A 23,115-nucleotide genomic window follows, 5' to 3' on the forward strand; every position below is an offset into this window, starting at 1 on the left:
ATGCGTCCCGGGCCTCAGCCCATGCTCGCCCACTCCCGCGCGATCACGGCCCCACCGACCGCCGGCTCCGGCCGCCCCGCCGCCCGCGTGGCGACCACGACGATGCTCTTGAACGGCGACGTCCGCCAGCACACCAGCAGCCCTGGCCGGCTCTCCGGAGTGGCCGACCCGTCGGGCCGGAAGCTCTGCGTGCACCGCGCGTTCCCCACCGGCTGCCCCGCGTCGGCCACCCCGAGCAGCTTCCACCGCGGGGTGAGGTCGAAGCGAGCCGACACCACGCGCAGCTGGGCGCCGTCCGGCCCGACCTCGTTGCGCACGATCGCGCCCGCGTCGGCCGCCGCCACCCCGCTCGGGTGCGGCTCGAGGAGCCGGCTCACCTGCGAGGCGGCCAGCTCGTCGTCGGTGAGCCCGCTCGGCGACGGCACCGGCGACGGGAGCCAGGAGCGGCGCGCGGCCGAGATCGTCCCCGGCGGCGGCCCGGAGCCCGGCATGATCTGCGGCTCGGCCGGCGCGGGGACGGGCGTGGCGCGCGTGGGCGGGGCGACCGACGGCGCCGGCTCGAGGGCGACAGTCGCCTGACGACCCAGGTACCAGGTCGTTCCGCCGTACGCGATGGCCCCCAGCATCAGCCCCACGGCCGCGACCGCCACGCCGGTCTTTCGCCGCCGCCGGCGGCGCTGCGTTGCCGAGACATAGATCCCGTCGTCCTGGCCCATGCCCAGCTCTCCGTAGCGGTCCGTGGTCGCCTCGATGATCTCATCCAACCCCACAAACCGCTCCAAAACGGCAAAGCACCCCTTCCGCACTCGGTGCCCGCCGCCACCGGCCGAATCCTCAGACCGACCACGAATCGGGGAGGCGGTCACATGAGGAAGAAACTGCTGCTGGGCGCGGCGCTGATGGGCGCGGTGGCGAGCGCGTCGGGGCCGGTGCTCGGGCACCACGACGCGCCCGAGGTCACGCTGCCGTCGCTGGTTTCGGTTTCCCATCCCGTACGGGTCGTGAGCACCACCCTGGACGCCCGGGGCCGGCCCGTCGTCACCGCGCGCACGGCCACCGACCGCGAGTCCGCCACGAAGCTGATCGACCAGGGCCGGCGCGCCCGCAACGCGGTCGGTGTGGAGCTGGACGGCATCGCGACCGTGGCCGAGGCGCCGGAAGGCTCCGACCCGCTCCGCGACCAGCAGTGGGACCTGGAGACCACGCGGACGCCGGGCGCCTGGGCCGCCTCGACCGGCGACCGGGTGACCGTCGCCGTGGTCGACACCGGCGTCGCCTCCGACCACCCCGACCTGGCCGGCCAGGTGCTGCCCGGCGCCGACTTCGTCGGTGGCGTGGAGGGCATCGCCATCGACCCGAACGGCCACGGCACCCACGTGGCCGGGGTCATCGCCGCGGCCGCCGGCAACGGCGTCGGCATCGCCGGTGTGGCGCCGGACGCCCGGATCCTGCCGGTACGCGTGCTCGGCGCCAACGGCAGCGGTTACCTGTCCGACGTCGCCAACGGCATCGTGTACGCGGCCGAGCACGGCGCGGACGTCATCAACCTGTCGGTGAGCGCGACCATGCGGGCGTCCTCGGTGACGAGCGCGATCGAATATGCCCGCAGCCGCGGCATCGTGGTCGTCGCCGCCGCCGGGAACTCGCGCGGATCCGGCAGCCCGGTCTCCTACCCGGCGGCCGAGCCGGGCGTGATCGCGGTGGCCGCCACCGACCGGGCCGACCGGGTCGCGTCGTACTCGAACGCCGGCGACTACGTCGACGTGGCCGCGCCCGGGAGTGGCATCGTGAGCACGTTCCCGTCCACGGGCTACCGCATGATGAACGGCACCTCCATGGCGACGCCGCACGTCGCCGGCCTGGCCGCCCTGATCCGCGCCGCCGACCCCCGCCTGGGGCCCGACGAGGTGGAGCGGGCGATCGAGTCCACGGCCGTCGACCTGGGCGCGCCCGGCCGCGACGACGACTACGGATACGGCCGTGTCGACGCCACCGCCGCCCTCGCCGCGGTCGCCCCGCGCACGCCGGAGGAGAGCCCGTCCGCGGAACCCACGCCCTCGGCCGAGCTCACGCCCACCACTGACCTCACGCCGACGACCGAGGCCGCACCCGAGCCCACGCCCACCCCCACGCCCTCGACCGAGCCCACGCCCTCGACCGACCCCACGCCCAGCGCCGACCCCACGCCCACCCCATCGGAAGCGGCGCCCACGCCGTCGGACGAACAGCCCTCGCCGACCGAGACGCCCACCTCCACCCCGACGGCCACCGAGAGCGCCCCGGCCCCGGCCCCGCCGGTCGATCTCCGCATCGTCCGCGCCGGCCCCGCCAAGCTGTTCATCGTCGTCGACGGCCTCGACGGGCAGACCGTCCAGCTGCAGCGTTACGACCGCGGCCGCTGGACGACCGTGCACGCCTACCCGGCCACCCTCATCACCCGGCTCGACGGGCTCGCGACCGACACCGTGTACCGCGTCGTCGTCCCCGCCTCCGGCCGGTACGCCGAGACGATCTCGGATCCGATCGAGTTGTGAGCGCGCGCACCCGGAAATGCCCCGCAACCAGTAGAGATTGGAAATGATCGTGCGGTTTACTCATGCTTCATGGGCATCATTTCGAGAGGCTTCGGCGGCCGCCGACGCGAGTCGGTCCCCGGCCTGCCACCCGGTCAGTACCTGACCCACGACTTCCCGGTGCTCTCCGCGGGGCCCACGCCCCGCATCCCGCTCGACCGGTGGAGCTTCACGATCACCACCGAGACGGGTGAGCGCAAGAGCTGGACCTGGCAGGAGTTCACCGCTCTGCCACACGACGACGTGACCGTGGACATCCACTGTGTCACGAAATGGTCGAAGCTCGGCACCGCCTGGCGCGGCGTCTCTATAGACACGCTGCTCGAGGACGTCGAGACTGCTGCGGACTACACGATGGTGCACAGCTTCGGCGGCTACACCACGAACGTGCCGCTGGAAGACCTGCTGGACGGCAAGGCTTGGATCGCCTATAAGTTCGACGGTGAGGATCTTGACCCGGAGCACGGAGGCCCGGCCCGGATGCTCATCCCCCACCTGTACTTCTGGAAGTCCGCGAAATGGGTCAACGGCCTGCAGATGATGCAGGAGGACGAGCCGGGCTTCTGGGAGGCGGCCGGTTACCACATGTACGGAGACCCATGGCTCGAGCAGCGTTACCAGGGCGACTGACCTGGCGGGCGGCGACCCTCACCGAGGCGCGCCAGGAGACGCCGTCGGCGCGCACCCTGGTGCTCGACGTGCCGGACTGGCCGGGACACCTGCCCGGCCAGCACATCGACGTGCGCCTCACCGCCCCGGACGGGTACTCCGCGCAGCGCAGCTACTCGATCGCGTCCGCCTGGAAAGATGGCGGAAAGGTCGAATTGACCATTCAACGTCTCGACGACGGCGAAGTATCGCCGTACCTTACCGACGTGCTCGAGGTGGGCGAACAGATCGAGTTGCGCGGCCCGGTCGGCGGCTGGTTCGTCTGGCGGGAGACGCAACAGCGTCCCGTGCTGCTGCTCGGCGGCGGTTCCGGGGTGGTTCCGCTGATGGCGATGGTCCGTGCCCGGGGCCTGGCGAGGGGCATGCAACCGTTCCGGCTGATCTACTCGGTCCGCACGCCGGAGGACGTCCTCTATCGCGACGAGCTGCCCCGGCACGTACGGGATGACCCCGGATTTGATCTTTATGTGAACTACACGCGCAAGGCGCCGGAGGGTTCGCCGAACGCCCCGAAGCGCGTGAACGTGGCAACGATCAACACGCACGGGTGGCCGGCCGACTTCGAGCCGGACTGCTACGTGTGTGGACCGACCACTTTCGTCGAGACCGCCGCCGACATCCTCGTCGCGCTCGGCCACGACCCCAAGCGCATCCGGACGGAACGCTTCGGAGGGACTTCGTGAAAGAACTCGACGGCAACGCTATGGCGGGCGATCTGCGCGAGATCTTCGCGTTCGACGTGACCGCGGCCCGGTACACCTGTGCGGGCTGCGGTCACGCCGAGGCGATCGGCGCGCTGATGCTGTGGGGGCAGGAGATGGGCCGGGTGGCCCGGTGCCCGCACTGCGACGACGTGGTGCTCCGCCTGGTGCGGGCGACCGATCGCGTCTTCCTCGACGTGCGCGGCGCCGTCCGCCTCGAATTGCCCCTCGCGGGCTCCTGAACCGGCCGGCCGCCCGTGTTCCGCCAAGCCGACGCGGGCCTTCCCGCCGATGACGACCTGCTCGCCGAGCTCGGCCGCGATCACCTCGCGGACGGGCCCGAGCTGGTCGCGACGATCCGCGCTCTGCAGGACGAGATCGTCCGTGCCCCGCTCGACCGCCTGGTGATCGTCCAGGGCGGCCCGGGCACCGGAAAGACGATGACGGCGCTGCGCCGGGTCGCCTGGCTGATCGACGAGGGCCTGGTCGACGACGCGGAGACGCTGGTGGTGGGCCCGTCGGCGGCGTTCGCCCGGTTCACCGACGACGTGCTGACCGGCTGGGGCTACGACCGGATCGCGCATCGCTCGGTGGCCGCCCTGCTGCCCGCGCCCGATCGCGCCCGGGAGGAGTCGCCGCAGGTCACCCGGCTCAAGGGCGAGGCGCGGATGTCCGGGCTGCTGGCCCGCGCGTTCGAGGAGCGGCCCGGCAGCCCGACCGGCGAGCTGCCCAGCTCGATCGACATCGACGGCAAGACCGTCGAACTCGACCCCGCCGCGCTCCAGCGGGTGATCGACACCGCCCGGGCCAGCGAGGCCTCCCCGACCGACCGGCGCATCCTGCTGCGCGCCACGCTGGTCGCCGGCACGAGTGACCCGCGGCTGGTGCTGGAGGCGGCAAACAGGCTCGCCGAGCGACTGTGGCCGTCGCTCGACCCCGAGGGCTTCCTGCGGGAGCTGTTCGGCTCGCGCGAGCTGCTGGCGTCGGCGGCCGGAGGCGAGTTCACCGACCGCGAGATCGTGTCGCTCCACCGCGCCGCGGACGAGGGGTGGAGCGCGGCCGACCTGCCGTTGCTGGACGAGGCCGCGCACCTGATCGACGGCGATCCCAAGGGCTTCGGCCACGTGGTGGTCGACGAGGCGCAGGACCTGTCGCCGATGCAGCTGCGGGCGGTCGCCCGGCGGTCGGCGACCGGGTCGATGACCGTGGTCGGCGACGTGGCCCAGTCGACCGGGCTGTGGGCGCGCGACGACTGGCACGACCTGGTGACGCAGCTGCCGTCGGCGCAGCCGCACGAGCACCGCGAGCTGCGTTTCGGTTACCGCATCCCGCGGCAGATCTTCGATCTGGCCGCGGAGCTCCTGCCGATGGCCGCGCCGAGCGTTCCGGCGCCCAATACCGTACGCGTGGGCGCGGCCGACCCGGTGATCGTGCCGGCCGACCCCGCGGACCGGGCCTCACTGGTCGCCGCCGCGGCGGCCGGGCACGCCGAGCAGGGACGATCGGTGGCCGTGGTGTGCCCCGCCCGCTGCCGTGCCGAGATCGAGGCCGGCCTGGACGCGGAGGGCCTCGACTGGCACTCGGCCGCCGAGGACGCGCCGGGGATCGCCGGCGTGGCACTGCTGGCGCCGCAGGAGGCGAAGGGCCTCGAATTCGACGCGGCCGTGGTGGTCGAGCCGGGGCACATCCTCGACGACGATCCGCGCGGGCATCGGCTCCTGTACATCGCTTTGACCCGCTCGACCGGTCATCTGCACCTGATCGGGGCGCCGGAGGATCTGCCGATCGAGCAGCCCCCGCCCACGGTCGCCGAAGAGCCGGAGCCCACGCCCGTGCCGGCGCCGGCGCCTCCGCCGGTGATCGAGCTCGACCCGGCGATGGACGAGACCATCAACCAGGTGGTGCAGGCGATGGCCGAGACGCTGCTGACCAACCTGACGCCGGAGCTGTGGCCGGTGGCGATGAACCGGCTCGAGCAGCTGATCAACCCCGAGGTCTAGCGAAAGCCGCCACGCAGGCGCTGGGCCAGGCTCGCCGGGGGCCGAGGCGGAACGGTCGCCGCGGTCGCCGGGCGGGCCGGGCGCGATCGGCCCACGGGCCGGTCGTAGTCGGCCGTCGCGATGGCCTCGACGATCTGGCCGTCGCCGAAGTTTTCCGAGTCGGGGATCGAGGCGACGTAGCCGACCAGGATCCCGTTCCGCATGATCTGCGCCTCGAGTCCCGCCGTGCCGTCGTTGTCCCAGATGGCCTCGCGCCCGTCCGGCAGCACCACGCGGATGCCGTACTGGGTGATGCCGGCCTGCGGCAGCTTGACATGGGCGAAGACGTTGCGTGCCCGAAGCGTTTCGACGACCCGACGTGCCCGTTCTTCTTCCATGTGAAGACGGTAATGCGATCAACTGTGCACACGCTGAGGGCCGCCTGTGGCACTCATGAAAGGTCACCACGAGCGGTACACGATCGATCACTGCATGACATAGATGCAGGTCACATCGACGTATGTTACTCCGTTGTAACGGGAAAATCACGACGTATCTTTTCCCGGCCCCTTGACTTACCGTGCGGTAACCGGAGCGCTTCGGCTTCCTCTCCCCCACGGACCGGAGGCCATCCGATGAGCAACCGTTCCCTCGTCCTCGGCTGTCTCGTCACCGTCTCACTCACCCTCGCCGTCGCGGCTCCCGCCTCGGCGGCTTCCTCCACCGACTACGTCGCGCTCGGCGACTCGTACTCCTCGGGCGTCGGCGCCCCCGGACAGACCGGGCTGTGCCTGCAGAGCCCCAACGGCTACCCCGCCCAGTGGGCCAGCCGCAACGCGCCCAAGTCGTTCACCAACCTCACCTGCGGCGGCGCCGTCACCGGCGACGTCCGCAGCCTGCAGGTGCCGCTCATCCCCGGCGGCGCCGACCTGATCAGCATCACCATCGGCGGCAACGACGCCGGCTTCGCGCCGACCGTGCTGAGCTGCCAGGTCTCCAGCGACGCGTCCTGCGCCCAAAAGGTCGCCGACGCCGAGGCCGACATCCGATCCACGCTGCCCGGCAAGCTCGACGCGACCTACGCGGCGATCAAGTCGAAGGCGCCGCAGGCGAAGGTCGTCGTGCTCGGCTATCCCCTGCTCTTCGACACGTCGAGTTCGTACTGCGGCCTCGCCGGCATGAGCCTGGCCAAGCGCCGCGTCCTCAACCAGGGGGCGCAGGTGCTGGACGATCTGATCGCCCAACGCGCGGCCGCGGCCGGGTTCACCTTCTCCGACGTACGCGACGAGTTCGCCGGCCACGGAATTTGCGCGTCCACGGCGTACCTCAACGGTTTGACCATCGCCCCGCCGCAGAACTCTTTCCACCCCAACAAGAGCGGTTACACGTACGGATACCTGCCCGCTTTCTCATCGGCCGTCTAGACGCACGGTGGCCCGGTCGCACCGGCCGGGCCACACTACCGATTTGCACCTTTTCCGGGACCACAGGATCTTCCCAGGTTTGGCAGTATCTACGCCCATGGTTCGCCTCTACTCGCTGTTCGTCCTCCTCGACCTGGCGCTGCTGGTCGTCGCCCTGATCGACTGCCTGTCGGCCGAGGAGTTCGCGATCAGGGCCCTGCCCCGGGTGGCCTGGGTGTTCATCATCCTGCTGTTCTCGCCGGTCGGCGCGATCGCGTGGTTCGTGGCCGGCCGCCCCGCCCCGCCGGTCCGCCTGAGCAACGGCACGGTGTGGCGCCCCGGCAACGGCTTCCCCGAGTCGGACCGCCCGCGTCAGCGAGGCGCCCAGCTAGCGCCCGACGACGACCCCGAGTTCCTGAAGAACCTCGCCACCTCCCTGCAAGACGACGAGTCGATGATGAAGAAGTGGGAGGCCGACCTCCGCCGCCGCGAGGAGGACCTGCGCCGCCGCGAGAACGGTGAACAATGAGCCGGTGACCGGCTCACGCTTCGCCCTCTTCCCGTCCATGGGCGAGTACCAGGTGTACGACGACCACGTCTACGACGCCTTCGACGCGGCCGACGACCGTCATCGCGCCTACCGCGACGCCGTCCGGGCGGCCGCTCCCGGCAAGGTGGTCGTCGATATCGGCACCGGCCGCGACGCCCTGTGGGCCGTCGAGGCGGCCCACGCCGGCGCGCGCCACGTCTACGCCGTCGAGGCCGACCCGCATTTCGCCGCCCGTGCCGCCGAGGCAGTCGAGTCGGCGGGCCTCACCGACCGGGTGACCGTGCTGCCCGGCCTCTCCACCGATCTGGCGCTGCCCACCCGGGCCGAGGTCTGCGTCTCCGAGATAGTCGGCAACATCGCCACCGCCGAGGGCGCGATCCCCACTCTCGACGACGCCCGTGCCCGCCTGTGCACCCCCACCTGCCTGTGGATTCCGTTCCGCATCCAGACCTTCGCCGCCGCGGTGGACCTCTCCGCGGCCGGGGCGCTGTCCCTGGCCGCCGAGTCCCGGCCCTATCTGCACGCCATCTTCGACACCACCGGCGCGCCCTTCGACCCGCGCCTGTGCCTGGCCGGCCCGGCCGGCGACACCCTGATCTCCTCCTGCGTCCCGCTCGAGTCGGTGACCTTCGAGGCTTTCGAGTCTCCGCCACCACCCGACCGGCCCTGGATTCCGAGCGACGAGCAGAGCGAAGCCACGCTGCGGATCGCCCTGGACGCGACCATGACCGGCATCCTGCTGTGGGCCCGCGTAGCCGTCTCCGCCCGCGGCGGCCGCGAGGTCGACGCCCTGTCCGGCGACACCCGGGCGTGGGCCCCGGTCTACGTCCCGCTTCCCGCCCCGGCCGCGGTCACCGCCGGCGACCATTTGACGCTGGCCCTGGCCCGCACCACGAGCGACGACGGCATCCACCCCGACTACGTTGTCGCGCTCGACGGTCGCCCGGTCTGGCACAGCCCCCACCACGGCGGACCGTTCCGAGCGACGCCCTTCTACCGCGAGCTTTTCCCGTCGGCGTGAGCCCTGGCGAGTTCCCTCGCACAGCAACACCCCACGCCACGCGCCGCGCAGCGAACCCTGATGAGTTCGAGTCCGCCCGCACACCAACCCTCCAAGATCGAGCCAGATTGCCAGCGCCGCCTCGGCCGGCCCAGTCTTCGGTGAGCCCGCCGCCCAACCCTGATGACCTGCGGCCCACTCCGGACAGCGCTTCATCAAGATCGGCGCGAAGCCCCGGGCGAGCGGCCGGCAGTGAGACGGTCGGCAGCAAGCCACCGGGCGCGCGGCAAGTAATCAACGGTGAGTTGCCGTCCGGAGCGCGCGCCAAGTCATCAACCCGGCGCAGCGTCATCGCGACCTTGATGAGTTTGGGCGTGGAACGCACAGCAGGTCATCAACGCGACGCAGCGTCAGCGCACTGACACGACCTTGATGAACTCGCGCCCCCAACGCACAGCAAGTCATCATCGCGGCGGGGGCGTCAGCGCGGCGGCGCGAGCCTGATGAGTTTGGGCGGCAAGTCATCAAACGGCGGCGGGTAGGGCGCAAATGAGGTTTCGGGGCTGTTGCGCCTTAGTTAAAGAGGTTAATAAACTCCGCGGGATAGTGAGCGATCTATTCCGGGAGGGCTCGTGAGGCGATCCACAACCGCGGCGCTGGCCGTCGCATCGGCGGCCTCGCTGATGCTGGCGGCGGCGCAACCGGCGCTGGCCCATGGCGGCCACGGCCAGATTGTCAGCGGCACCTACTCGACGGGAGCGGGGCACGCCTGGGAGAAGCTGCCGGACACGCGGGTCGGCCGGGACCGCGGGCAGGCCACCGACGCGACCGTCGTGATCGACCCGAGTCAGGTGAAGCAGGCCTACAGCGGGATCGGGTTCTCGCTGGACGAGACGAGCGTGTCCAACCTCTGGAAGCTGACGCCGGCCGAGCGGGAGAAGGCGATCCGCCTGCTGGCAGACCCGAGGACGGGCGCGGGCCTCGACCGGTTCCGGCTGACGATCGGCAGCCCGGACCTGATCGAGCATCTGCCGTTCTGGTCCTACGACGACCTGCCGGCCGGAGTGAGCAGCGACTTCGGGCTCCAGCACTTCTCCATCCAGCGCGACGTCGACCTGCACATCGTGGACACCGCGCGGCTGATCCTGAAGTACAACCCGAAGGCGACCTTCTTCGCGTCGGCGTGGAGCGCGCCGGCCTGGATGAAGACGAACAACAAGTTCCTCGGCGAGGTGGCACTCAAGCCGGGCAGCACCACCGACCATTACCAGGTCGGCAAGCTGCGCGACGACTGTATCGACGTGTTCGCCCGTTACTACGTGAAGTATCTGCAGGCGTACGCGAAAGCCGGTGTGAAGGTCGACGCGTTGACCCTGCTGAACGAGCCCGGCATGGATGTGGTCTATCCGGCGATGGACATCAGCGTCGAGCAGCAGCAGAAGCTCGCGGTCGCCATCAAGCGGGAGCTCGGGCGCGCGAGGATCAAGGCCGACCTCTACGTGCACGATTTCAACTTCTGGGATTGGCGCGACCCGAACAGCACCGAGACCAAGAACTACTACCGGATCATGAACGACCCGGCCACGCGGAAGGCGGCCGACGCGATCGCGTTCCACCCGTACTGGGGCGATCCGACCGTGATGCGGGACGCCTACGAGGAGTTCGGCAAGCCGGTGCACATGACCGAGACCAGCGATCTCAACCCGGGCACGGTGCTGAGCTACTTCCGGCTCGACGCCAGCTCCTATGTGCTCTGGGCGCAGGCCACCGACCAGGACGGCGGCACCCTGCACTGGACCGACAAGCGCGACAACAACGTCGACTGGGACGAGATCGCCGCGACGACCAAGTGGCCCGATCGGCTCGTCAAGGTCAATACCAACACCAAGACTTTTTCCGTACGGGACGAGCTGTACCCGCTCGGGCAGTTCGCCCGCTACCTCTCCCCCGGCGACCGCCGCGTCGAATCCAGCGGCGCATCCCACGGCGTAAGCAATGTCGTATACCGCGACGGATCCTCGTACAAGGCGATCGTGGCGAACGCGAACGCGGTTTCGTCGACGGTGCGGGTGATCCTGGCCGGCGAAAGCTTCGTGGTGTCCGTGCCGGCGGGTGCTTACGCCACGTACACGTGGAAAGCGAATGTCGGAGGCAGCCACCGCAACCACACGCCGGTCTTCGCGCCGGCGGCGCCGGTGACGGCGGACCAGTACGTGACCACGTCCTTCCGGCTGGCCGCGTCCGACCGCGACCGGGACCGGCTCGCCTTCTACGCGACCGACCTGCCGGACGGGGTGTCGCTCGACGCCCGCACCGGCGTCGTCACCGTCCACCCGACCACCGCAGGCACGCAGAGTCTCACCTTCTACGTCACCGACGGTAAGTCCCGGGCGGCCACGACGGTCCCGCTGACGGTCGCCCCGCACGGCGCGCCGATCGGCGAGAAGGTCGAGGCCGAGGCCTATGTGGCGCAGCACGGCTGGACCGAGGGCGTCAACTTCGTCGAGTCGAACGCGTCGGCCAGCGGCGGCAAGAACGTCGGCTGGACCGCGGCCGGCAACTGGCTGCGGTACCGGCTCGATGTCGCGACGGCCGGCACCTACGACCTGGAGTTGCGGGTAGCCAACGGGACCGGCGCGGTGGCCGCCGACGCGGTGTCGCTGCGGGACAGCTCGGACACGGTCCTGGCGAAGGCGTCGGTGCCGGACACCGGCGGCTGGGGCGCCTATCAGTCGGTGCACGTCCCGGTGACGCTGGCGGCCGGCGATCAGGTGGTCACGGTCTACTGCGAGACCGGCGGCTTCAACTTGGATTACCTGCGCCTGAGCTGAAATTAGTGCGGCCCGGCTTGATGAAAGCCGGGCCGCACCTTTCCTCAGTCCAACAGCTCCGTCACCGTGCCGGCCGCGACCGTGCGGTTGCCCTCACGGACCGCGAAGCCCATGCCGGCCTCCAGCGCGATCGGCTTGCCCAGCGTCACGACGACCGCGTCGAGCGTGTCGCCGGGCATGACCAGGTCACGGTCCCCCAGGTCCATCCCGCCGGACACGTCCGTGGTGTGGAAGTAGAACTGGGGGCGGTAGTCCGCCGCGAACGGGGTGTGCCGCCCGCCCTCGGCCGCCGTCAACGCGTACATCGTGGCCTTGAACCTGGTGTGCGGCGTGACGCTGCCGGGCACCGCGACCACCTGGCCGCGCTGCACCTGCTCGCGCTTCACCCCGCGCAGGAGAATGGCGGCCTGGTCGCCGGCCTCGGCCTGCTCCAGCGACTTGCCGAACATCTCCAGCCCGGTCGCGACGCTGCCGACCGTCGGGCCGAGGCCGACCACCTCGACCGGGTCGCCGACCCGCAGCGTGCCCCGCTCGACCTTGCCGGTCACGACCGTCCCCCGCCCGCTGATCGAGAGGGTGTTCTCGATCGGCATGAGGAAGGCCTCGCCCAGCTCGCGCGGCGGCACCGGCACGTAGTCGTCGACAGCGTCGAGCAGGTCGACGACGGACTTGACCCACTGCGGGTCGCCCTCGAGGGCCTTGAGAGCGCTGACGCGTACGACCGGAACCTCGTCACCGGGGAAGCCGTACTCGCTCAGCAACTCGCGTACCTCGAGCTCGACCAGGTCGAGCAGCTCCGGGTCGTCGACGGCGTCGCTCTTGTTGAGCGCCACCACCAGGTACGGCACGCCGACCCGCTGGGCGAGCAGCACGTGCTCGCGGGTCTGCGGCATCGACCCGTCCTGCGCCGACACCACGAGGATCGCGCCGTCCACCTGCGCCGCCCCCGTGATCATGTTCTTCACGTAGTCGGCGTGGCCGGGCATGTCGACGTGGGCGTAGTGGCGGTTCGGGGTCTCGTACTCGACGTGCGCGATGGTGATGGTGATGCCGCGCGCCGCCTCCTCCGGGGCCTTGTCGATCCCCTCGAACGCGACGTACCGGTTGGCGGCCGGGTCGCGGTCGGCGAGAACCTTGGTGATCGCGGCGGTAAGGGTCGTCTTGCCGTGGTCGACGTGCCCCATCGTGCCGATGTTGACGTGTGGCTTGGTGCGGATGAACTGGCTCTTCGCCATGGTTTTCTCAGTCCTCACTGGATGTAAGGCAATCGGTGTCACACACCCCGTCGCCAGGCGGGGCGCGTCAGAACCCGCTTCGCTCATGCGGCAGCCACCCTTCCCCGGGGTTCTGCTGCCGGTGGGGAAGGGTCAGAGTCGCGTATCTGCGCCGGGAAGAACGCACACGGGAGCCACCGCGAGGGGCAGCTGCAGACCGTGGGCGAACATGAGGATCACGGTAGGCGGCAACGCTCGTGGCCGCGACTTAATTTCCGGTCACGCTCTGGTGATGTCGCCGAGCGGGGCCATCACTATGCGTGGCTTCAGCGAAGGGTCGAGCCAGCGCAGCAGGGTGATCATGCCGGCCCGGGCGACGGAGACGCAGCCGGCCGTCGAGCCCTTGCCGTCGACGTGCAGGAAGATCGCCGACCCTCGCCCGGCCACCGCCGGATCCGCGGCGAAGTACTGGTGCCTGGCGGAATCCCAGGCCGTCGCCGCCGGCCGGTTGAAGTCGATCACCGCGAGGTAGGCGTACTGCCGTGGATAGGCGCCGAGCCGCTCGGCCTGGCTGATCCGCCACGTCCGCTGCGGACTCGCCACCGGCTGGAACACATTGTAGGTCCGCGGATCCCGCCGATCGCCGGCCCAGTAGTCGTTCTGGTCGAGCCGGCGGTAGGGCAGGCGCGCGCCGGGGTCCGCCGCGAGCCCGTAGGCCTCGGTCAGGCGAAATGTCCCGATCGGCGTGGTGCCCGTGTCCTGCACCCGCTTGGCGGCCCACTGCCACCCGCCGTACCCGTTGCGGGCCGCCATCGCCGGGAAGATCGCCCGCCATCGCCCGTCGTCACCACGGCCGTAGGCACGCAACGTCGCGTAGCTCGAGCCCATCGAGCGCCCGGTGACGACAATGGCCTGCCGAGCGTCACCGAGGTGGGTGAGACGGGTGGGAAAGTACGCCGGGTCCGTCGGCGGCCCGCTCAGGGTCAGCACGATCGCCAGTGTGGCCGGCAGGGTTCCCATGGCATGTTCACGCTAGCCCGATCGCCCGCTTCACCAGTCGAAGACCGACCCCTTCGCCGTGCTCGCCATCATGCGGCCCTCCCGGACATACCGGACAGACATCACCACGGCGTATTTCTTGCCCTTTGCCGGACTCGCCCCGGCCGGCCCGCATCCCTGCGTCGACCCTTCCCCGCTGAAAGTCAAGTTTCCGCAGGTCTTGGGCCCGGCCACGGTGCGCCCGCTGCTCGCCTCCTGGAGCGTGAGAGTGATGCTGCCGGTCCCGCCGCCGGGCGCGGTCAGCGAGCCCTGGTACTGGATGTCGCGCCCGAGCATCTGGCACGGCTTGGGCGCCAGCGCCAGCCGCGTCGCCATGTCGAACGCGATCGACCGCGTGCACTGCCACGGCCCATAGGCCTTGGCTTCGGGTTGCGGTGACCGAGACTTGGTCACCCTGGGTGCGGGAGCATTTGATCGTACGGGTGACGGAGTAACCAACCGCACGGCGTCGGCGGGCGCCTTCTCACCGGGCTCGCCCCGCACCGCGCTCGGGGTGACGGCGCCCTTCGTCGGTTTGCCGGCGGCGATCGCACCCCGGTACGGCCGAGTCGACGCGGTGGGCACCGCGAGGATCCGGGTCCCTTCCGGCGCGACCTGCTCCCGGCCGGGGTCCCGCTGGTAGTGCCACACCGTGGCCACCACCGCCGCCGCGATCATGGCCAGCGCGATGATCGCCATGGTCGCCCGCGGCTTGGCCCAACGCCAGCTGGGCACCGCGTTCCGCCGAGCCGCCTTCCGCTCCCCGTTCCGCGGCAGGGGCAGCAGACTCACCGCATCCGGATCGTCCCCACCCAGCTCCGGCCCACCCTCCCGGCCGGGCCGCTCAGCCCGGCTGGACCGCTCGTCCCGGCCGGACCGCTCGTCCCGGCTCGGCTTGTCCACGCTCGGCCGGCCCTCCGTGCTGTCGCCCGGCCGCGCCTCGTCTCCACTCCCCGCGCTCTCTCCGGCCCGGCCCTGAGCTCCGGCCGACCGCCGTCCGGCACCACGAGGGTTGTCCACCCATCGCGCGCGCGGCTGGTCCGTGCCGCCCTGCCTCGGCATCCCCCGCTGACCCGGCACCTCGCTTCGCCACGCCACGTCCAGACCCACGTCGGCGACGTCCGCCTTGTCCGGGTCGATCTCGCTGGCCCCCGACGTCGCCGGCCGCGGCAGCGCCGGCACCTCCCGGAACCGCCCCGCCGCGTCCGACAGCTCGGCGACCAGCTCCGCCGCCGTCGGCCGCAAGCGCGGCTTGATCGACATGCAGGACGTGATCACCTCCCAGATCCCGTCCGGGATTCCGGGCCGGCGCGACGGGTTGCCCTCCATGTGCCGGCGCATCAGGTCCGGGATCGAGTCGCTGTCGTACGGGGGACGCCCGGTGACCAGCTCATAGAGGAGCACACCCAGCGCGTACACGTCGGTCGCCGCACTCGCGGTGACCCCGTGGAACGCCTCGGGCGCCATGTAGTGCGGCGTCCCCACGACCGCGTTCGGCGTCGTCATGCTCGGGGTGTTCAGGATCCGTGCGATCCCGAAATCGGTGAGCCGGGTGTCCAGCCTGCCGTCCTCCACGCGCAGCAGGATGTTGTCCGGCTTGAGGTCCCGATGGATCACCCCGAGCTCGTGCGCCTCGGCGAGCGCCGCCGCCACTTGAGCCGCGAGCCGGGCGGCCTCCCCCGCCCGTACGGTGTGATGCTCTCGCAGGTGATCTCTCAGGCTGCCGCCGTCGACCAGATCCATCACCAGCCCGAGCGTCTCCCCGACGCTGAAGAGATCACGCACCCGCACCACGTTGCGGTGCCGCAGCATCAGCAGGATGGTCCGCTCCTGCACGAACCGGGTCACCAGCTTCGGCTGCCGCAGCAGGCTCTCGTGCAGCAGCTTGACGGCGACCGGCGCTCCCGAGGCCCGATCCAGGCCGCGCCACACCGTTCCGGTGGCGCCCTGCCCGATCGGATGCTGGAGGACGTACGAGTTCCCCACGCATCGCCCGCTGAGATCCATGGTCGACGCGCCGTCGGAATCCGCGCGTGCGACGCTGCTCGTGCGATCCTTGGTCACTCAAGCTTCCTTCCGGGCAGTCAGCGATGCCCCGGAATCCTGCTGTTTGTCCGGATCGACTGGCAAGCCTGTGCGTCCAAGTTCGCACCTTTGGTAGGAGTAGCCGGATTCGCGTCACCCTTGGCCGCAGCGCTCGTTCGAGCGGTCAGGAAGACAGGCGCATCTCCCGCAGCACACGCAGGTGGACGGCCGCCCACGTGCGATAAGGCCGCCAGGCTTGCGCGATCCGGTCGGCGTCGGCGTCCCGGCCGTACCGGAAAATGATCTCCTCCTCGAGCCGGCCCTCATGCCTCGGAAGAGCGTCGGGATGGTTGGCGCCGCGGAGGACCACCAGCTCGGCCGCGAACGGCCCGATCCCCTTGATCTGCCGGACCCGCTCGATGGCGGCTTCGGCGGGCTGTTCGCGCAGGTCAGCGCCGTCGAGCAGCCCGTCGAGAGCCGCGTCGGCGACCGCGTGCAGGTATTCCGTCTTGCGTCCGGGCAGGTCGAGATCGAGCTCGCGGAGCCGGTCGGGCGCCGGGAACGCGCCGTCGGCGCCGAGGAGGCCGGCACGCAACTGGGCGGCCTGCGATATCCGTACGCGCTGCGACAGCACGGCCCACGCGGCGGCCTCGTACGGTGAATGGAATCCGCACGGCCGCAGGCCGGGCAGCTCGCGCTGGGCCGCGCCGATCACCGGATCGCGGTCGCCGACGGCCGGCCAGCCTCGGGCGTCGACGTCGAGGGAGAGGAACCGGGCCACCTGCGCCGCGGCGGCGTCCAGGTCACCCGTCCCGGTCACGGCGATGTGCGCCGTCGAGCCCTCCTGGCGAACCGTCGCGGTCACGGTCGTCCACTCGCGCTCGGCGAGGAAGACCGTCCGCAGCGTGTCGCCGGCCTGATTGTCCAGCGCGGCCGGGGCGAAGCCCTCCCAGAAGGCGCGGGAAGTGGCCAGCGACCAGGGTCCGACGACCTCCCACTCGGCCTTGATCACTCACTCCCCGGGTGTCGGCTGGGGACCGCAGAGCGTGCGGATCGCGCCCAGCAACGTCGAACGCGTGAACGGCTTCTCGATGAGCATACTGTTCTCGTCGAGGTGCAGCTGCGGGCCGAGTGACGCCGCCGTGTAGCCCGACATGTACAGCACCGGCAGGTCCGGATGGTGGGTGCGCAGCGCCGACGCCAGCTCGGGACCGGTCATCGTGGGCATCACGACGTCGGTGATCAGCAGGTCGGGATGCGCGCCCGCGGCCACCTGGGTGACCGCCATCAGCGCGTCGGTCGCGACCGTGATGACGTACCCGGCCGGCTCGATCAGCCGCTGCACCAGCTGCGCCACCTCGGGCTGGTCCTCGACGATCAGCACGTTGCCGATCACCTGGTTGGTGGCCTGGCGGGCCTCGGCGGGCTGCTTCTCCTCGGCGGCCGGCAGGTAGAGGTGGACCGTCGTGCCGAGCCTCGGCTGCGACTCCAGCTCGATGTGGCCGCCGATCCCCTGCACGATGCCGGCGGTGGTGGCCAGCCCGAGGCCCGCGGCGGTGGGCCGCGTGGTGAAGAACGGCTCCAGCGCCCGCTGCCGCACCTCCTCGGTCATGCCGGTGCCGGTGTCGGTGATGACCAGGTGGACCAGCCGTCCCTGCGGCGCCCCCTCGGGCGGCTCGCCGGTCTGATGCACCTCGTTGACCGCGGCGACCCGCAGCATGCCGCCGTGCAGCATCGCGTCCCGGGCGTTCGCCGCCAGGTTGACCAGCGCCTGCTCGAGCGGCCCGCGCTCGGCCCGCACCGGCCACACGTCGGGCCCGAACGCCAGGTCCAGCCCGATGTGCTCGCCGAGTGTGCGGCTGAACAGCGACTGCACGTCGGTGAGCAGGTCGGGGATCGGGATGATCTCGGGCCGGTTGCCCTCGCTACGGCCGAACGCGAGCAGCTGGTGGGTGAGCGTGCGCCCGGTGCTGACCGCCTCCAGGATGTCCTGCGCGAGCCGGTGCTGCGGCGAGCCCTCGTCGACCTGGGACAGGATCATGTCGGCCGAGCCGCCCACGACCGTGAGCAGGTTGTTGAAGTCGTGCGAGATGCCGCCGATCAGCTGGCCGAGGCTGTCGAGCCGCCGCAGGTGGTCGAGCTGCCGCTTGAGGCCGCGGGCGTCGATGTGGTCGGTGGTGTCGGTGACCATGCAGACCACGCCGTTGAACTGGCCCTGCTCGTCCATCAGCGGCATCATGCTCATCCGGACGCTGCGCTTCGAGCCGTCCGCGCGCATCAGCCGGGTCGCGCCGACCGTCGACCGCCCGGCCTCGCACTCGGCGATCCGGCGGGTCAGCTCCTTCTGTCCCTGGTCGTCGAGGAAGCCGCGCAGCGACACCCCGACGAGCTGGTGCCGCGGCATGCCGAGCACCACGCCGATCGGCTCGTTCGCGTACGTGGCGACGCCGTCCGGATCGAGCTGCAGCACTCCCTCGGGGATCGTCTCGAGCACCCGCCGGTAGCGCTCCTCGCTCGCCCGCAGCCGCTCCAGCGCGCGGGCGCTCGAACACGCCAGCGCCAGCTCGCCGGAGATGTCGCGGGCCAGCTCGACCTCGGCGGTGGAGTAGAAGGCGCCGGGCGTCTCCCGGGTCAGCACCAGATACCCGGCGTACGTGTTGTCGACGATCACCGGGCAGAGCACCGCCGCGTGGATGTGGTGCTCGTCCCCCGCGAGCGGCTCGACCCCGTCGCCGGCGAGCACGATGGGCCGGCGGCTGGCGGCGAGCGCGGTGGAGAAGTCGTCGTCGGGCAGCTGCCCGGCGTGGTCGAGCACCCGCCCGAGCGACGCCGACCGCTCGTCGTCGATGTGGTGGTAGGTGATCGCGTCGTAGCGGCCGTCGTCGCGCAGCAACTGCACGCCGGCCCCGTCGCCGATCATGTCGGCGGCCGCGCGCGCCGCCGTGGAGCGGACCTCCGCGGTGTTGTCGGAGACCCGGCTGAGCGCCAGGGCGAGGTCAGCGAGCGCGTACCGGAGGGGGTAAGCCATGACACCCATGCCGACATGATCCGTGCCTGGTGGGGTGCGTGCGGCCGGTTCGCCAGCATTGCAACTAACGAGGCTTGTTCGCGACGGTGGAGATCCGGTCGGTGACCTTGCGCAGCGTGCGGCTCGAGGTAGGTCGCGAACAAGCCTCGAATGCTCAGAGAATGACGCGGTAGTGGGTGGTGAGGCGGCGATCATCGTCGAGCAGGTGAAACGCGATCATCGGCGGTTGCCGCAGATCGACGATCTCCTCGGTCTCGAACGGCAGCATCGAAGTCGACACCACGCCCGGCGCGGCCGCCAGAGGACGCCCCGCGAAGGTCGAGACGGCCGCCGTGTGCGCGTGACCGCAGAGCAGCGCCACCACCTGCGGATGCCGCTCCACCACCGCGGCGAGCCGCTCGGCGCCGAACTGCCGGATGCCGTCGACGAACGGGATGCCCAGCGTCACCGGCGGATGGTGGAAACAGATCAGCGCGGGCAGCTCGGCCCGCCCCGCCAGGGTCGACTCCAGCCAGGCGATCGTCTCGTCCGCGAGCAAGCCGTCGTTACGCCCCGGGATGCTCGAGTCCACCATCAAGATCAAGATCCCGGCGATCTCGTACGCCCGATTGGCCGGTTTCTCGTTCGCATCCTCACCGAGCAGCGCCTTGCGGTACGGCCCCCGGTCATCGTGGTTGCCCGGGCACCACAGCACCGGCGACGGCAGACTGACCAGGCCGCGAACCCGCTCGTACTCCGCCTCGGCGCCGTGATCGGCGATGTCGCCGGTGACGATGACCGCGTCGGGCGGCGAGGGCAGCCCCGCGAGGTAGCGGAAGACCCGGCCGGTGCGCTCGGCGCTCCGCTCCCCCGCGTCGACGTGGATGTCGCTGACATGCGCGATGAGAACCATGCGCCGACGCTACGCGGGAGTGGCCGGCGGGCTCGACGGCCAAAGGTAGGCGGGTGGCGTTCGAAGGTCGGCGGGTGGCGTTCGAAGGTCGGCGGGTGGCGTTCGAAGGTCGGCGGGTGGCGTTCGAAGGTCGGCGGGTGGCGTTCGAAGGTCGGCGCCCGGCATCGACCAAAGTCGGTGCGTCGACCGACTTCGGAGGACTATCGCCGCGCGCCGGGCGCTGATGAGGTGGAGGGCAGCGCAGCCAGGCGATAGAGGACGTGGCGGCGCCCGGCCCACTCCGCCGCCACGGCCGGGTGGTCGAAGTCCTCGGAAGGGTCGTGAGTCATGCCCAGCTTTTCCATCACCCGGCGCGACGCGGTGTTCCGCTCGGTGGTGAACGAGACGATCTCCGGGAGGCCGACCGTGCCGAAGGCATAGGTAACGACCTGGCGGGCACCCTCGGTGGCGTACCCGTGGCCGTGAAATCTCGCCGCCAGCCGCCAGCCGATCTCGACGCCCGGGGCGAACGGCAGCGCCGGCCGCAACGGCTGAAGGCCGATGAAGCCGGCGAACTCCCCGTCGACCTCGACCGCCCACAGCCCCCACCCGCGCTCGGCGATGCCGGCCTCGTTCCGGTCGGCGAAGGCGTCGCTCTCCGCACGGGTGAGCGGCGCCGGGAAGTGCCGCATGACGATCGGGTCGGCGTTCATGGCCGCGAACGGCTCGCGATCGGCGGCACGCCACTGCCGAAGCAGCAGGCGATCGGTGGCCAGGGTCATGGACGACCCCAGGCGCAGTCGGCGGCGAGCCGCCGCAAGAGCAGGACGCGGCCGGCTGCCGGGGTCATGGATTGCCCCAGGCGCAGTCGGCGGCGCGCCGCCGCAAGAGCATGACGGGGCCGCCTGTCGGGGTCATGGACGGCCCCAGGCGCGGGCGACGAGGTCGGGAAGGATCCGGGCGGCGGGTCCACGCAGGTTGACGTCGGCTACCGCGTCGAGGGAGGTCGGCTCGGGGTTGATCTGCACCACGGCGGCGCCGGAGCGGGCCGCCACGTAGGGGATCTCGGCGGCGGGATAGACCAGGCCGGACGTGCCGATGGTGAAGAGCAGGTCGCAGCCGAAGACGGCCTCGGTGGCGGCGGAGAGCGCGTTCGTCGAGAGCTGCTCGCCGAACCAGACCACGCCCGGCCGCACGTGCGCGCCGCAGTGCGCACAGGCCGGCGGCTTCACCCGCCCGTCCCCTTCGCCCGCGTCTGCCGGCCCGTCGGTCGCCTGGGCCGCGCTCGACCCCGGCGTGCCCGACCCAACCCCGCCTGACCCGGCCCCGCTCGACTCGGCCTCGCTCGACCCGGCCCCGCTCGACTCGGCCTCGCTCGACCCGGCCCCGCTCGACTCGGCCCCGCTCGACTCGGCCCCGCTCGACTCGGCCCCGCTCGACGCAGGCGCGGGCGCGGGTTTGGCGCAGGCCGAGCAGCGCGGCGCGAACAGACTCCCGTGCAGATGGATGGGCCCCCGGGAGCCGGCGCGCTCGTGAAGGTCGTCGACGTTCTGCGTGATGACCACCGTGTCGGGGATCCGGGCCTCGATCGTCGCCACGGCCTGGTGCCCCGCGTTGGGCCGCACGCGCTCGACCGCGGCGCGGCGCCACTCGTACCAGCCCCACACGAGCGCTGGATCCCTCGCGAACGCCTCGGGGGTGGCGAGGGTCTTGGCGTCGAAACGGGACCAGAGACCGGTCTGAGCGTCCCGGAACGTGGGAACCCCGGACTCGGCGGACATCCCCGCGCCGGTGAAGACGACGACCCGTTTCGCGTCGCGGAGCAGATCCGCGGCGTCACGCTCCGGCATCTTTCCGGACCTCCTGGCAGCACGCGGCGTGTGACCGCGGCCCCAGTGCCGCGACGCCTCCGAGGCATTCTCGCGCAACTTGCACGTTTGGCGCGTCCCCGTAACCCTTCAGCATTGACAGATGTCAATTCAGAAGGGATGGTTGGGCCGCACCGCCGGGTCACGCGCCGGGTGAAGGCCGAGGGCAGCCTTCGCCGATTCCCCCATGACCAGGCCTCGTCCACCGGGGCCGTTCATTCGACGGAGCAGAGCCCTCATGAAGACCAGAAAACTCCTCATCAGCGCCGTCGTCGGCGCTCTGGCCGCCGCGATAACGCTGGTGGCCCTCCCGTCCGGGCCGGCACAGGCGCACGGCAACGTCATCAGTCCCGCGTCCCGGAACTACGGCTGCTGGCAGCGGTGGGGCAGCAAGTTCCAGGACCCCACCATGGCCACCGAAGACCCGATGTGCTGGCAGGCCTGGCAGGCCGACCCCAACGCCATGTGGAACTGGAACGGCCTCTTCCGCGAAGGCGTCGCCGGCAACCACCAGGGCGCCATCCCGGACGGCCAGCTGTGCAGCGCCGGCCACACGCAGAGCGGCCGGTACAACGCGCTCGACACGGTCGGCAACTGGAAGGCCGCCTCGATCGGCAACAGCTTCACGGTCCAGGTGTTCGATCAGGCCCTGCACGGCGCCGACTACCTCTGGGTGTACGTCACGAACCCGGGCTTCAACCCGGCGACGACCGCCCTCAAGTGGTCGGACCTGACCCGGGTCGCGGTCGTCGGCAACACACCCGCCTCGCAGTGGAACCCGGTCGACGGCGGCGTCCAGCTCAACATCCCGGTGTCGCTGAGCGGCCGGACCGGCCGGGCCATGGTCTACACGATCTGGCAGGCCAGCCACCTGGACCAGTCGTACTACTGGTGCAGTGACGTGGACTTCGGCGGCGGCGGCAACCCGACGACTCCGCCCACGACCCCGCCGACCACGCCGCCGACGACTCCGCCCACCACGCCGCCGACCACCCCGCCGACCTCCCCGCCCACGTCGCCTCCGGTCACCGGCGCCTGCTCGGCCACCTACGCGCTGAGCAGCCAGTGGTCCGGCGGGTACCAGGCGGGCGTGACGGTCACGGCCGGATCGTCGGCGATCAAGAGCTGGACCGTACGCCTGACGTACTCCGGCGCGCCGAGCATCCAGCAGACCTGGAACGCGACGTCGTCGATCAGCGGCAACGTCCTGACCGCCACGAATGTCAGCTACAACGGCAGCCTCGGCGCCGGCGGCAACACCACATTCGGCTTCCTCGGATCGGGCACGGCCAGCACGCCGACGGTCACCTGCTCGGCAACGACCTGACGAACCCTGTTCAACTCCCGGACGTACCGCTACAGTCG

General features: G+C 71.0%; 20 protein-coding genes. 10 read left to right on the forward strand and 10 right to left on the reverse strand.

Features of this window, described 5'->3' with window-relative positions; all coding sequences use genetic code 11:
* Nucleotides 1-14 precede the first annotated feature (14 nt).
* Entirely contained in the window at nt 15-770 is a 756-nt protein-coding gene (locus ACQPZX_RS37785; protein ID WP_433366466.1) for a hypothetical protein, read from the reverse strand.
* A 96-nt stretch (nt 771-866) separates the two neighbouring features.
* On the opposite strand from ACQPZX_RS37785, the gene ACQPZX_RS37790 reads away from it, so the two are divergent.
* From ACQPZX_RS37790 to ACQPZX_RS37810, 5 genes are all read left to right on the forward strand, one after another.
* Entirely contained in the window at nt 867-2,534 is a 1,668-nt protein-coding gene (locus tag ACQPZX_RS37790) for a S8 family peptidase (RefSeq protein WP_433366469.1), read from the forward strand.
* Between the two features lie 69 nt (nt 2,535-2,603).
* Nucleotides 2,604-3,203, forward strand: a complete 600-nt coding sequence (locus tag ACQPZX_RS37795; RefSeq protein ID WP_433366472.1) for a sulfite oxidase-like oxidoreductase — start codon at nt 2,604-2,606, stop codon at nt 3,201-3,203.
* Nucleotides 3,173-3,925 (forward strand): ferredoxin reductase, encoded by a 753-nt coding sequence (locus ACQPZX_RS37800; protein ID WP_433366475.1) that lies wholly within the window; start codon nt 3,173-3,175, stop codon nt 3,923-3,925. The genes ACQPZX_RS37795 and ACQPZX_RS37800 overlap by 31 nt, the downstream gene beginning before the upstream one ends.
* A complete protein-coding gene (locus tag ACQPZX_RS37805) occupies nt 3,922-4,185 on the forward strand; it encodes a DUF6510 family protein (RefSeq protein ID WP_433366477.1) in 264 nt (87 codons plus the stop codon). Before ACQPZX_RS37800 ends, ACQPZX_RS37805 begins: the two co-directional genes overlap by 4 nt.
* Before the next feature lie 15 nt (nt 4,186-4,200).
* Nucleotides 4,201-5,943 carry a HelD family protein gene (locus ACQPZX_RS37810; protein ID WP_433366480.1) on the forward strand — a complete coding sequence of 581 codons (1,743 nt, stop codon included), beginning with the start codon at nt 4,201-4,203 and terminating at the stop codon, nt 5,941-5,943.
* Here the strand turns inward: ACQPZX_RS37810 and ACQPZX_RS37815 are convergent.
* On the reverse strand, nt 5,940-6,320 hold the full coding sequence (locus ACQPZX_RS37815) for a hypothetical protein (protein WP_433366482.1): 381 nt from the start codon (nt 6,318-6,320) through the stop codon (nt 5,940-5,942). The two genes, ACQPZX_RS37810 and ACQPZX_RS37815, sit on opposite strands and share 4 nt — an antisense overlap.
* A gap of 237 nt (nt 6,321-6,557) precedes the next feature.
* Here ACQPZX_RS37815 and ACQPZX_RS37820 point away from each other — a divergent pair, with 237 nt between their 5' ends.
* From ACQPZX_RS37820 to ACQPZX_RS37835, 4 genes are all read left to right on the forward strand, one after another.
* Nucleotides 6,558-7,346 (forward strand): SGNH/GDSL hydrolase family protein, encoded by a 789-nt coding sequence (locus ACQPZX_RS37820; protein WP_433366485.1) that lies wholly within the window; start codon nt 6,558-6,560, stop codon nt 7,344-7,346.
* Between the two features lie 97 nt (nt 7,347-7,443).
* The gene (locus ACQPZX_RS37825; protein ID WP_433366488.1) at nt 7,444-7,854 is read left to right on the forward strand and encodes a PLD nuclease N-terminal domain-containing protein; all 411 of its coding nucleotides are present in this window, start codon (nt 7,444-7,446) and stop codon (nt 7,852-7,854) included.
* Nucleotides 7,855-7,858: 4 nt separating this feature from the next.
* Complete coding sequence (locus ACQPZX_RS37830) at nt 7,859-8,896, forward strand: hypothetical protein (protein ID WP_433366490.1); 1,038 nt, start codon at nt 7,859-7,861, stop codon at nt 8,894-8,896.
* 611 nt (nt 8,897-9,507) lie between these two features.
* Complete coding sequence (locus ACQPZX_RS37835) at nt 9,508-11,706, forward strand: carbohydrate-binding protein (RefSeq protein WP_433366493.1); 2,199 nt, start codon at nt 9,508-9,510, stop codon at nt 11,704-11,706.
* 44 nt (nt 11,707-11,750) lie between these two features.
* On the opposite strand, the gene tuf is transcribed toward ACQPZX_RS37835, so the two are convergent.
* The 8 genes from tuf to ACQPZX_RS37875 form a co-directional block, all read right to left on the reverse strand.
* The gene (gene tuf, locus ACQPZX_RS37840; protein WP_433366496.1) at nt 11,751-12,941 is read right to left on the reverse strand and encodes an elongation factor Tu; all 1,191 of its coding nucleotides are present in this window, start codon (nt 12,939-12,941) and stop codon (nt 11,751-11,753) included.
* 258 nt (nt 12,942-13,199) lie between these two features.
* A complete protein-coding gene (locus ACQPZX_RS37845; RefSeq protein WP_433366499.1) occupies nt 13,200-13,940 on the reverse strand; it encodes a L,D-transpeptidase family protein in 741 nt (246 codons plus the stop codon).
* Nucleotides 13,941-13,970: 30 nt separating this feature from the next.
* Nucleotides 13,971-16,022, reverse strand: a complete 2,052-nt coding sequence (locus tag ACQPZX_RS37850) for a serine/threonine protein kinase (RefSeq protein WP_433366502.1) — start codon at nt 16,020-16,022, stop codon at nt 13,971-13,973.
* Nucleotides 16,023-16,167: 145 nt separating this feature from the next.
* Nucleotides 16,168-16,995, reverse strand: coding sequence for a DNA-3-methyladenine glycosylase family protein (locus tag ACQPZX_RS37855; protein ID WP_433366505.1), 828 nt, complete (start codon nt 16,993-16,995; stop codon nt 16,168-16,170).
* Nucleotides 16,996-19,011, reverse strand: coding sequence for a response regulator (locus ACQPZX_RS37860; RefSeq protein ID WP_433366508.1), 2,016 nt, complete (start codon nt 19,009-19,011; stop codon nt 16,996-16,998).
* A gap of 154 nt (nt 19,012-19,165) precedes the next feature.
* Nucleotides 19,166-19,903: a phosphodiesterase gene (locus ACQPZX_RS37865; protein WP_433366510.1), complete on the reverse strand. Its 738-nt coding sequence runs from the start codon at nt 19,901-19,903 to the stop codon at nt 19,166-19,168.
* Nucleotides 19,904-20,103: 200 nt separating this feature from the next.
* Nucleotides 20,104-20,664, reverse strand: coding sequence for a GNAT family N-acetyltransferase (locus ACQPZX_RS37870; protein WP_433366513.1), 561 nt, complete (start codon nt 20,662-20,664; stop codon nt 20,104-20,106).
* 132 nt (nt 20,665-20,796) lie between these two features.
* A complete protein-coding gene (locus tag ACQPZX_RS37875) occupies nt 20,797-21,732 on the reverse strand; it encodes an SIR2 family NAD-dependent protein deacylase (RefSeq protein WP_433366516.1) in 936 nt (311 codons plus the stop codon).
* A gap of 256 nt (nt 21,733-21,988) precedes the next feature.
* Between ACQPZX_RS37875 and ACQPZX_RS37880 the strand changes: the two genes are divergently transcribed.
* Nucleotides 21,989-23,077: a lytic polysaccharide monooxygenase auxiliary activity family 9 protein gene (locus ACQPZX_RS37880; protein ID WP_433366519.1), complete on the forward strand. Its 1,089-nt coding sequence runs from the start codon at nt 21,989-21,991 to the stop codon at nt 23,075-23,077.
* Nucleotides 23,078-23,115 lie beyond the last annotated feature (38 nt).

Origin of the sequence: Actinoplanes sp. CA-142083 (genome assembly GCF_050942195.1) — a bacterium.
Lineage (GTDB): Bacteria > Actinomycetota > Actinomycetes > Mycobacteriales > Micromonosporaceae > Actinoplanes.